13 protein-coding genes and 1 tRNA gene are annotated in these 10812 nt (G+C 42.2%); 4 read left to right on the forward strand and 10 right to left on the reverse strand.

The annotated features are described in order from the left end of the window. Positions 1-6 precede the first annotated feature (6 nt). Positions 7-750, reverse strand: a complete 744-nt coding sequence (locus tag OGH69_RS16050; protein WP_265175508.1) for a LytR/AlgR family response regulator transcription factor — start codon at positions 748-750, stop codon at positions 7-9. After that, complete coding sequence (locus tag OGH69_RS16055; protein WP_265175509.1) at positions 747-2567, reverse strand: tetratricopeptide repeat-containing sensor histidine kinase; 1821 nt, start codon at positions 2565-2567, stop codon at positions 747-749. Before OGH69_RS16055 ends, OGH69_RS16050 begins: the two co-directional genes overlap by 4 nt. A 152-nt stretch (positions 2568-2719) precedes the next feature. On the opposite strand from OGH69_RS16055, the gene OGH69_RS16060 reads away from it, so the two are divergent. Next, positions 2720-2923 (forward strand): hypothetical protein, encoded by a 204-nt coding sequence (locus OGH69_RS16060; protein ID WP_265175510.1) that lies wholly within the window; start codon positions 2720-2722, stop codon positions 2921-2923. A gap of 50 nt (positions 2924-2973) precedes the next feature. Here OGH69_RS16060 and OGH69_RS16065 read toward each other — a convergent pair whose 3' ends face one another. After that, the gene (locus OGH69_RS16065; RefSeq protein ID WP_265175511.1) at positions 2974-4392 is read right to left on the reverse strand and encodes an AMP-binding protein; all 1419 of its coding nucleotides are present in this window, start codon (positions 4390-4392) and stop codon (positions 2974-2976) included. After that, entirely contained in the window at positions 4385-5221 is an 837-nt protein-coding gene (locus OGH69_RS16070) for an SDR family NAD(P)-dependent oxidoreductase (RefSeq protein ID WP_265175512.1), read from the reverse strand. The genes OGH69_RS16065 and OGH69_RS16070 overlap by 8 nt, the downstream gene beginning before the upstream one ends. Positions 5222-5321: 100 nt before the next feature. Here OGH69_RS16070 and OGH69_RS16075 point away from each other — a divergent pair, with 100 nt between their 5' ends. After that, complete coding sequence (locus OGH69_RS16075) at positions 5322-5522, forward strand: hypothetical protein (RefSeq protein ID WP_265175513.1); 201 nt, start codon at positions 5322-5324, stop codon at positions 5520-5522. Positions 5523-5648: 126 nt separating this feature from the next. On the opposite strand, the gene OGH69_RS16080 is transcribed toward OGH69_RS16075, so the two are convergent. The 5 genes from OGH69_RS16080 to OGH69_RS16100 form a co-directional block, all read right to left on the reverse strand. Further along, positions 5649-6146 (reverse strand): hypothetical protein, encoded by a 498-nt coding sequence (locus OGH69_RS16080; RefSeq protein ID WP_265175514.1) that lies wholly within the window; start codon positions 6144-6146, stop codon positions 5649-5651. A 2-nt stretch (positions 6147-6148) separates the two neighbouring features. Further along, a complete protein-coding gene (locus OGH69_RS16085; RefSeq protein WP_265175515.1) occupies positions 6149-6853 on the reverse strand; it encodes a hypothetical protein in 705 nt (234 codons plus the stop codon). Between the two features lie 74 nt (positions 6854-6927). After that, positions 6928-7635, reverse strand: a complete 708-nt coding sequence (locus OGH69_RS16090) for a hypothetical protein (RefSeq protein ID WP_265175516.1) — start codon at positions 7633-7635, stop codon at positions 6928-6930. Positions 7636-7696: 61 nt separating this feature from the next. Next, positions 7697-8290 (reverse strand): hypothetical protein, encoded by a 594-nt coding sequence (locus tag OGH69_RS16095; RefSeq protein ID WP_265175517.1) that lies wholly within the window; start codon positions 8288-8290, stop codon positions 7697-7699. Positions 8291-8415: 125 nt separating this feature from the next. Then, positions 8416-8489: transfer RNA gene (locus OGH69_RS16100), tRNA-Met, on the reverse strand. A gap of 150 nt (positions 8490-8639) precedes the next feature. Between OGH69_RS16100 and OGH69_RS16105 the strand changes: the two genes are divergently transcribed. Next, entirely contained in the window at positions 8640-9032 is a 393-nt protein-coding gene (locus OGH69_RS16105) for an START-like domain-containing protein (protein ID WP_265175518.1), read from the forward strand. 53 nt (positions 9033-9085) lie between these two features. After that, positions 9086-9928 (forward strand): aminotransferase class IV, encoded by an 843-nt coding sequence (locus tag OGH69_RS16110; protein WP_265175519.1) that lies wholly within the window; start codon positions 9086-9088, stop codon positions 9926-9928. Here the strand turns inward: OGH69_RS16110 and OGH69_RS16115 are convergent. After that, a complete protein-coding gene (locus tag OGH69_RS16115; protein WP_265175520.1) occupies positions 9925-10485 on the reverse strand; it encodes a YqgE/AlgH family protein in 561 nt (186 codons plus the stop codon). The genes OGH69_RS16110 and OGH69_RS16115 overlap by 4 nt on opposite strands. Positions 10486-10812 lie beyond the last annotated feature (327 nt).

Consider the following 10812-nt stretch of genomic DNA (forward strand, 5'->3'; position numbering starts at 1 on the left):
ATTTTATCATTTAAAATTCCTCAAAAAATCCTCTTTATAGGTTGGTGAAATTTCTACCTCAGCCCCATCTTCCAGGGTTATGTAGCCGCCTTTGTTATACTTTTTAATAAAATCGAGGTTCACGATGTGCGACTTGTGTACCCGCAGGAACGGCAGGGGCAGCATGTCTCCAAAATGCTTGAGGAAGCGGCAGGCCATTTTCTTGGTGCCATTGGTCAGGTACAGGTCGGTAAAGTTTCCGTTACCCTTCAGGCGTACTATTTCCTCCATTTTTACCACCTCAAAACCATCCATCGTAGGCAATATGACCTGTTGCTTTTCGGGTTTTGGCTCCCGGAAGTTCTCCACGATCACCTTATTGCGGTTAAAGATTTCCTTGTTCATCACCTCTTGCTGCACTTTGTTTACGGCTACAATAAGTTCCTCTATGCTTATGGGTTTGAGCAGGTAGTAGGCAGCACTGCGGTTAAGCGCCTTTAGCGAATATTCCGAGAAAGCAGTTACAAATATGGTTTCGAAAACCAGGTCGCCGCACGCTTCCAGCACATCAAACGCATTGCCGAAAGGCATCTCCACATCCAGGAAAACCAACTGTGGCTGTAATTCATGGAGCAATGCGATTGCCTCGCGGCTATTTTGCGCTTCACCCACTATCTCTACCTGTGGGCAGTATTTGGTAAGATATGTACGAAGCGCTTCTCTTGCACCAACTTCATCTTCAACAATTACGCTTTTTATTTTAGAAATCATGGTTTGTGTATTATCGGGAACGTAACCCTCACGATTGTTCCTGTTTCAGGCTCCGTTTTCTCGGTTACCGTAAAGTCAATATTCTTTTTGTACAATTCATTTATAAGGGTCATTCGCTCGCGTGTATTGGTTAGCCCACGCGACTCATGCGCCTTTTGGTTATGTGTTTTCAGTTGCTGGCTTTTTGTGGGGCCTATACCGTCATCATCTATGGTTACGAGCATGTTTTTCCCGTCAGGCTTAAAGCTCAGCTTCAGGATGCCTTTGCCTTCCTTGTAACGCAGCCCGTGCCAGATGGCATTTTCCAAATGCGGCTGCAGCATCATGTTGGGTACCCAAAGTGTTTCACGATCCAGTTCATCATCCACTAATATTTCAAAATCGAACTTATCCTTAAACCGCAGGTGTTCCAGCTCAAGGTACTGCGTCAGGTTCTCGATCTCATTGCCCAAAGTTACAAAATCCTTGTTGGAATTCTCCATCGTGTTGCGCATCAGGCCCGAGTAGGATGTCAGGTACTTGTTCGCCTGGAGCTCATTGTTCTGGGCTATGAACTGGTTCACGCTGTTAAGGCTGTTGAACAGGAAGTGCGGGTTCATTTCCCTTCGAAGCGACTGCAGGGCTATTTCCTTATTCTTATTCTTGATGGCATACAACGCCTTCACGATGGATACCATCATCAGGATAAGCACGGCAAGGAACCCCAACAGAAGATAATTGAAGGTGTTCTTTTTGTCGATGAGCTCATCTTTGAGGGTTTTTTCGCTTTCCAGGCGCCGAATACGCTCTTCCGTCACCCGAAAGGTCTTGGCATCAGTAAGGCTGTTGTCGGAAAGGATTATACGGTCAAGGTTTTTAAGAAATTCCTCATACACGGCCAGGCCGGCCTTGTCGTCTCCAATGTTTTTATAATATTCGGCCAGTTGCAACAGGCTTTCTTTGGCTTCAAAGGTTTTGCCCGCAGCAGCAGCCAGTTTATAGGATTCCTCAAGCGACTTTACCACATTTTCCCAATCCTCCATCAGGAAATAAATGGTGGCAAGATACCGAAGCTGAATGATCTCAGCGTCCAGGTCTTTAAGTTTACGGGCCAGGTCCAGCAGGTTGTTCATAGCACTTACACCTTCGGCATACTCCTTCCGCGCCACATGAAGCTTTGCTATTTCGGTATATATCTTTATCGCTTTAAGCGGCGGATCAACAGCATACGGCAAAGCCAGGCTATAATTTTCAAGAGCTGCAACCGTGTCCTCCTGCTTTAGTTTGATCAGTGCTTCCTGTATATAGGTATCGGCTACTTCACCCTTTTTACCCATTTTTTTTAAAAGGGCAATATTTTCCTCAAGGTATTTGCTTTCGGCTTCGGCATTATCCTCATTTTGCAGTCGGGCATAGTCGTTTGCATTGATTATTTTTATCGCTTTTTCCGAAGCTTCATCAGATGCAGCCTTGTAGTTACGGGCCGCAGCCTTCAGCTTTCGTTGCGCCTCCTGTGCTTTTGCGATATTTCGCAGTAATCGTGGCCGGTTTTTGAGGGCTTTGGCGTTAGTATAGATTTCGATCGCTTTATAAAGGTTTTCTTCTGCTTTGCCAAAATCGCCCTTATCCATCTGCTCTTTTGCGAGCTGCTCATAATTCCCGGCTATTTTGTAGTCATCATTTTCAATAAGTGATTTTTCCAGATCGGTAGCGGCTTTTTTTATCTCCGCAGGGGCATCCTCCTTGTCCTGTTCATGCGGCTGTGCGATAAGAACCAAAGGGCTCAAAAACATAAGATAAAGCAGTATGAGGGCATTAAGGCGACGCATAGTATTCATATTGAAGTGTAAAGTAAATCAATTTTACATGGTTTTCCTATCACTTTTACCAAGTGGAAAGCCCGTTTCACCCGTTCTGCAAAAAAGCATTGCATAATCGCCATACATTTGTACTATCAAAATTGATCTACTAATCTATAATTTTAAACATTATGAAAAAGCTTATCGTACTTAGCGCTGTATTCGCTTCACTAACACTTGCAAGCTGCGGCGACAAAAAAACTGAAACTGAAACTACAACTGTAGATTCTACAACTGTTGCAACTCCTGCTGAAGCTCCTGCTGCTTCTGAAGATTCAACAACTGTTGTTACTGAAACTACAACTGAAGTTGAGACTGACACAGTTAAGCACTAATTTGCTGAGACAATATAAAAGGCCGCCTGAAAGCAATTTCAGGCGGTTTTTTATTGCATTAATTTTGAAGGCGGTTCTTGTTTAAGAACAGAAATGGATTTAGGCATAAGGTATCCCGGCACCTGTACCGAAAGCCATTGCCTTAATTCATCCTCATTAAACTCATTCCCTTTAGACAGCACCAGTTCAATGTGAATGCGGATTGCATCATCAACCGCAACACCACTTGCCTTTGCCCATTGTATCAAGGGATGCCTGAACAGGATGTCCTCAAGTTCTGCCGGATATACATTTTCCCCGCCTATAACCATCATGTCATCGGTCCTTCCGTTATAGAAGTAATATCCTTCTGCATTTCGGGTAATAATGTCACCTGTCGCAATATAACCTCCATTCCTGCTATCCGATGACCATTCACACTGTACAAGCAGCTGGCCATTATGATCTGTTTTTGCGGAAACTCCTTTTATCATTTTGCCAATAGTACCGGGATGGGTGGTAAGATCATCATCAGTAGCAATGGTGCACACGCCAGTTTCAGAAGTACCATACAGATTATAGATTTTAGCGGTAGAAATTTTCCGTAGTTTTTCAATAGTACCGGTGGGGAGCATATCGCCACCCGAGACTACTGTTTTGAGTGTACTTATTCCTGGTTTACGATTAGACAAAACTTTTTGCAGCATGCGTGGCACAATGATCCAGCAATCCTGTTTTTCATTAGTAATGATATCCTGTGCTTTTTCTGCATCAAATTTTTGGGACAGCCGTATTGATTTGCCAAGAAACACAGACAACACAAGTGCTGCCAGTCCATAACCGTGAAAAACAGGGACGGACAGGAATACCGACTCCACACTTTCCAAACGGAGTTTATCTATGATTTCGGTAAGTGGATTGACGAAGCTGATGGCCGATACTTTTCTCCTTTCTGACTTAGGCATTCCGGTCGAGCCGCCGGATAGTATCGTAACCGTTGCTTTTTTTCGCTTTGTGATGGATTTTAACGGACCGGGAAAGGTGTCAATCTGCTGTTTGTGATCGAAAAACGGGACATCCATTCCCAACAGCTCTCCTGCTACAGCACTGTCGCCGATTACCAGATCGATTTTTTTAGCAGCAAATAATTTACTGAAATAGACAGCTTTCTGGCTGGGGTTAAGCAGGAACAAATCCCCGCCCAGTCCCGACACCGCAAAGAGTGATCTTACCATTGCCGCTGAATTCGTTCCTACAATGGCCACCCTGCTCCCGGAACTGATGCCGTATTTTTGGTTTAGAAAGTGCGCAAGTTGCAACGATTGATCATACAGGTCACCATACGATAGCACTACATCATCATCTTTAATGATTGCTTTGGAATACTTCACGGCATCCAATAGCGCCAACAATGTAAAGCCATGCTTACGCACGGAGGCCGCCATAAGCAGTATCCGCCTAAACCCCAATATTTTTAGGTTATTAATCATTCTGCCTCCGGATGCGGTACAATGAATATCTTTCCCATAACCCCCTCCCAAAGAAACCCCCAGCCTGTACGAATATCGCCCACCACGGTTTGCTGCTATTGCTACCTGAACATACCAGTCGCGCGATACGTACCGCTGCCTGTTGCGGCTGCATGGCCGGATAGTTTTTATAATTTTCGTTTGGCGCTATCATGCGGGTGCGTACTAATGGCAGGTAAATGGTTTTAACCTGTATTCGCATCGATTTCCATTCGGCGCTGTTGCTGCGGAACCATTGGTCGAAAGCAGTTTTCGATGCTTGGTAGGCAGCCCAGCCAGAAGCTGGTGGCAGCAGCACGTTAATTGCCGACACATTGATAACCTGGCCTTTATTCGCTTTAAGCTTTGGGGTCATGGCCAAAAGCAGCCTGACCGGAGCAAGATAGTTTAACGAATTGGTGCGGGTAAAGTCGTGGTATCTGTCCAGTGAATTTTGAAGTGAGCGATTGATGGATTTACCCGCATTGGAAATGAAAATGTCAATGCAGTCAAGTATTCCCAGTTCTTCAATTACCCTTCCCACTTCGTTTTCCCTGTAGAGGTCGGCAGGAATAAGTGTGCATTTCGAGCCATTGCTCCGCACGGTTTCTGAAAGAGTGAGCAGCTTTTCTTCTGTCCTGGCAATCAATACCAAGTGTACTTCATATCCTGAAAAGAGAAGTGCCAGTTCCTCCCCTATGCCATAGCTCGCCCCCGTGATGACAATGGTTTTCCCAAAAATAGCTTTGCGCAGCCGCTCGTGGCTGATGGTGGATTTTGGAAATAAAAAGCGTTCAACTATTGTTTTCAAAAGAGGTATGCTAAAAGATAAATATAGTGTTTTGAATAGAAATAGTAAAACGCTAAACAGGCAAAAGGTATTTTATTTAAATTGCCTTAAAATTGGCATAATGAACCCCATCCTTGATTATTACAACGCGTTAGCCGGCAACTATGATACCAACCGCTTCGGGAACTCATACGGGCAGTTCATCGACCGGCAGGAACGACAGGTTTTGGACAGGCTGGTAAAAAGGGACAAACTATCCAAAGGAAAATTTGAAGCAAACCGCTTCCTGGCAGAGCCGACAATCTTTGGTGTACGAAACTGAGGATTCACGAAATGCGGTTGTTGTGAGCGTCAAATATGGAAAAGGCGAATTACTTAATCGATCGGAGTATATAAAACTGTAAGGCAAAAACGACGTGAATCAAGAAGTTTTTACTGTAGTAATAAGTTAGCACTCCACCAACAACCCGTTCGTAACATGGTCTATCAGCTTGAGGTTGGCTACCTTGAATTCCAGTATGGCATATTCCTGGAACGTATCTTCCATCGGTTCAATTCCAGATACGCTGAAGTCTTTAATCACCTTATCAGCGAAGAACTTAAACTTCGTTTCATTGTTGAGTATAGTCACATCGTCACCATCTTCAGCCCTCAAGGTTCCTTTTAGCAACGCCAGGCATTCCTTATAGAACTGGTGCGAGGTTTCATCCAGGCTATTGAATAGCGATTCGGCCTGTTCGCGTGTTAGCCCACCGTCAAACGACATCACCTGATGGCCGTGCAGCGATAGCTTGCGGTAGGTATCCACCAACAGAAACAGGCAGAACTCCTTGTTGTCGGCAACGCTTTCTATGCCGCCTTCGTACAGGCTGTACAGGCTGCAGGTTACATAATTGTCATAACCATTATTCAATATTATGTCCCCAAATCTTGCGGATGGTATCATGCTTAATCGTTTATTTCATAATTATTATCCCAAAAATCACTCCAACGGAACACCAGGAAATTCTTTTTCCTTGCCTCCCCGATTACTTCGTCAAAAGTATACCCCGGAGCAAAGCCGTAGTGTGACTGCACCGAGTAGCCGTCCTCGCCATCATCCAATACTTTGAATAGCATGGGTAATGCAAACGCATCCGATTTAGCCACGTGGTCTACCCAAATGGTTTTCAATGCTGCAAATCCAACGTCGCAATCCTCATCGCTGATGGGGTCTTCGTCCGGGAATTTCATTGCCGCTTTTTTCAGAGATATGTCGTAAATGTAAAAAGGGCTGTCATAAACTACTTTAGATATGTCAAGGTCCAGCTTGCCGAACGTCGCTTCAAACTCCTGCAGGGTAAACACGATGGCACCCGGCCTGTCGGAACTGAATTCATTGGTTCTGTTGGCACAAAACACGTCGGCAAAAGCATCGTTGTTGTAGCCAAGTACCATGCCGTTGGTGGCATAAGTAACAGCTTTGAGGAATACGTCCTGCAGGGCTTCCCATTTTTCAAAATGTTCACTTACCTCAATGGTCAGTTTTTTGTCAAATTCATCAACTTTAAAAAGGGGCTGTGAGGCTTCCTTTCCGATCAGGTGCGTTACTTCTTCCAACTCGGCATTACTCCCGAAGTAAAGCGATCCTTTATAATGTACAGTAGCCGGCATATGTTAGGTATATTAGTTGGTGTAAATATAAAGGTTTTTTAAAAATGTAAGATGAAACTTTCAAATGCGTATTATTAATTCCTGATTACATATTTATCATCCCAAAAATCACTCCACCGCAACACCATGAAGTTGCATTTTATCGCTTCTTCAACCGCCTTTTCAAAGCTATAGCCGGGCGCAAAGCCATAAGTACCTTTTACCGCGTGAACTCCGGGTTTGCTTCCTTCATACAGTTTGAAAACGATAGAAAAAACAGGAGAGCCGGAATGTGCGACGTAATCCTTCCAGATTTTTTTCAGGATTGTGAAACCAGTATCGCAATCCTCTTCACTGATTGGGATCTCATCTTCAAATGCGGGCCCTATATCTTCCAGTGATTGCTCATAAATATAGAAAGGGCTATCATAAACCAGCTCCGGGATTTTCATGTGAAGCTTTCCAAAAGTTTCTTCAAATTCCCGAAGTGTAAACATGATGATACTGCACCTCTCAGGATTAAATTCATTACACCTGTTGGCACAAAAAACATCAGCGAATGTACCGTTGTCATAAGCCAGTACCATACCACTCGCCGCATAAGTGGCGGCATTTGAGAAAATGGCCTGCAGGGCATCCCTTTTATCAAAAGTCCCGCTCAGCTCAATGCTCAGCTTTTTACCCGATTCATCAACATTTAATAGGGCGTGCGAGGTTTCCTTTTCTATCAGGTGTATTACTTCCTGCAATTCTGCAAGGCTTACAAAGTAAAATGAACCTTTATAGTATATAGTAGCCGGCATGGGTTAGGTTTTATTGAGGAAAATTTATGTATTATGTTTTTACGATTTGGGTATCATGCAATTATAAATAGTCTTCGATATCTTTTCTTACATTTTTCAAATGTTTTTTATAAATTTTGACAAGTTCATCGTAGTTACTTTGCAATTGACGAGTTCTATCTTTAATTTGACGAATCTTCCTATCAACTTCTTCCTGAGTATCAATTATATTTGGCATTAAATCAATCAATTCTCTATTTATATCTGAGGTTCTCTCATTAATTTCCATCGAGCGTTGTTCGTCAAAATCATAGAATATATTGATATGGTGGTGTTCGAAATGGGGAAATGTTTTTAATTTATTTGAATAAAAATCAATCTCTTTTTGAAGATTAATGTTTAGTTCCTCATGTTTTAATTCACCTTTTTCATACATTTCAAATTGATGTTTCAAAAGGTTAAAATAATTTATTGTTTCCAAATAAAATTCTGAGGCTTTTTTCGCAGCCGCTAATTTTTCCTTCCAAAAGAATGTCTTAAGCTCTTTATTATACTTAGACTTCTCTACGAAGAATTGAAATAAATTATTTATAAACCATCCTAACGATCCAGAAACAATTGCTATAGAAGCAGTACCGATTTCAGGATATTCTTTTAAAAATTCAAAAAAAAGCATGAGAATATTGTATATTCAAATAAACAAAATAAAATAGTATTTTCAATGTAAATAATGAATATTATTATCATATAAATACAACAAAAAACCCTAACTGTTTAGTTTCCAGTTAGGGTTGTTTTTCGTAGCGAAGACGGGAGTTGAACCCGTGACCTCAGGGTTATGAATCCTGCGCTCTAACCGACTGAGCTACCTCGCCATTTTTATCGGTTGTGCATCCTTCAATGCGGGTGCAAATATAAAACTTTATTTAATCGTTCCAAATATATTTTTCAGAAAAAAAATTATTTCCCAAAAGGCTTTTTTATGAATGTTAAATATTATATATTTCCCGAAATTTAACTAACAAATGGACGAAAAAATAAAATATGAGTTGGAGTTTCCCATCATGTCTTCACCCCAGCTTCTCTATCAATATATCTCTACGCCTTCAGGCCTCCAGGAATGGTTTGCTGACAATGTAAATTCACGTGGTGAGTTTTTTACTTTCGTGTGGAATGACACCGAGGAAAAAGCAAGGCTCTCTTCCAAAAAATCGGGCGAAAAAGTAAAATTCCGCTGGGTAGACGATGAAAATAACGATGGAGATTATTATTTTGAGATGCGTATCCTTGTAGACGAAATTACAAAAGACGTATCGCTTATGGTGGTAGACTTTGCGGAAGAAGGCGATGTGGCCGAGTCCAAACAGCTTTGGGAAAACCAGGTATCCGACCTTAAGCATGTTTTAGGCTCTGTTTAGGAAATGGTTTTTATATAAAGTATATTTGCCCTGAATTTTTCAGGGCTTTTTTTATGATCAATTATAACGGCGACCTCGTTTCCGATTCCAATATATCCGTCCACGAAAACAGGGGCTTCCTGTTTGGCGATTCTGTTTTCGAAACCCTGCGCGTTCTCGGCGGCAAGGTACTTTTTTCAGAAGACCATTATTTCAGGCTCATGGCTTCCCTACGCATCGTCCGTATGGAAATACCCATGCATTTTACCATGGAGTATATGGAAGAGCAGGTGCTAAGCCTTGTAGCTGCACTCGACAATGCACCGGCATACCGCGTCCGCATTTCTTTTTTCAGGAAAAATGGCGGATTCTACCTCCCAACAGATAATAATGTTGGTTTTATAATTACAGCTGCACCTTTGAACGAGGCGCTATATTCCTTTAAAGAAGAGAATTATGAAGTAGACCTGTTCCGTGATTACTTTGTATCGAAACAGCTGCTATCAACACTGAAAACTACTAATAAGATGGTGCAGATAACCGGCAGCATCTACGCTCATGAGAACGACCTGCAAAACTGCCTGTTGCTCAATGATGAGAAAAATGTAGTAGAAGCCCTCCAGGGCAACGTGTTCATGCTTATGGGAAATAAATTAATCACACCTCCGGTAAGCGATGGATGCTTAAACGGCATCATGCGGAAGCAGGTTTTGGAACTGGCTAAAAAACTGGAAGGAATTGAAGTGACAGAAACGTCCGTTTCGCCATTTGACCTGCAAAAGGCTGACGAGATTTTTATAACCAATGTGATTCAGGGAATAAGGCCGGTAACCAAATACCGCAAAAAGGAATATGGCAGTGCCATGGCATCGGAATTAGTGAAAAGACTTAACGCAAAAGTACGATTGGGTAGTTAATTCAGTGCCGGATTTTCAGGCGCATTGGACCATATTAAGTATTCGCCTCCCAACTCCATTATTTTTTCTTTCCAAAAGGAAGTGCTCGACTTGCCTATGATCTTGTTTTGATAACTGTTTTCGGTTACGATCCAGGAGTTATCTTCAAGCTCGTCTTCCAACTGCTGGGCATCCCATCCGGTGTAGCCCAGGAAGAAGCGTATATTGTTCTTCCTGATAAGCCCTTCGTTAATCAGCTCCTTAGTCAATTCAAAGTCCCCTCCCCAGTAAATTCCGTTCGAAATTTCGATGCTTCCTGGGATAAGTTCGGGCACGTTATGGATAAAGTAGAGATTGTCCTGCTCTACAGGGCCGCCATTGTAGATCTTAAAGCTTCCTTTAATTTCCGGAATAAGGTCATGAATGGTATATCCGAGAGGTTTGTTCAGGATGAAGCCCACGGAGCCTTCCGGGTTATGGTCAGCTATCAAAAGCACTGACCTGTTGAAAGATAGATCTCCGATTGTTGAAGGCTCTGCTATCAGCAGGCATCCTTTTTTTGGTTTTTGTGAAATCATCTTTTGGCAATTTGAAATAAATTTAACTAAAAAATCCAAACAGGCAAAGAAATTCACATATTTTTAATTAAGAAATACCTTCGAATTTGGTGCAATTCGATTTTTATGCAAATGTGTTAATGTATAAAAATACACTCATATTTTTCCTGGCACTTTATAATTACCGCAGCAATATTATGTAAAGATGCCGGAGTCACCATTTTTTAATAAAAAAAGGGGCTGTCTCAAAAGTGAGGCAGCTCTAATTTTTTAAACAAATAAGGGAGCCCGAGGGCTCCCTATATTCTGCAAGTTTGTTAACTTGCGGTGTGTATAATAAATCAAAAG

This window comes from Flavobacterium sp. MFBS3-15 (assembly GCF_026107645.2).
Classification (GTDB): domain Bacteria; phylum Bacteroidota; class Bacteroidia; order Flavobacteriales; family Flavobacteriaceae; genus Flavobacterium.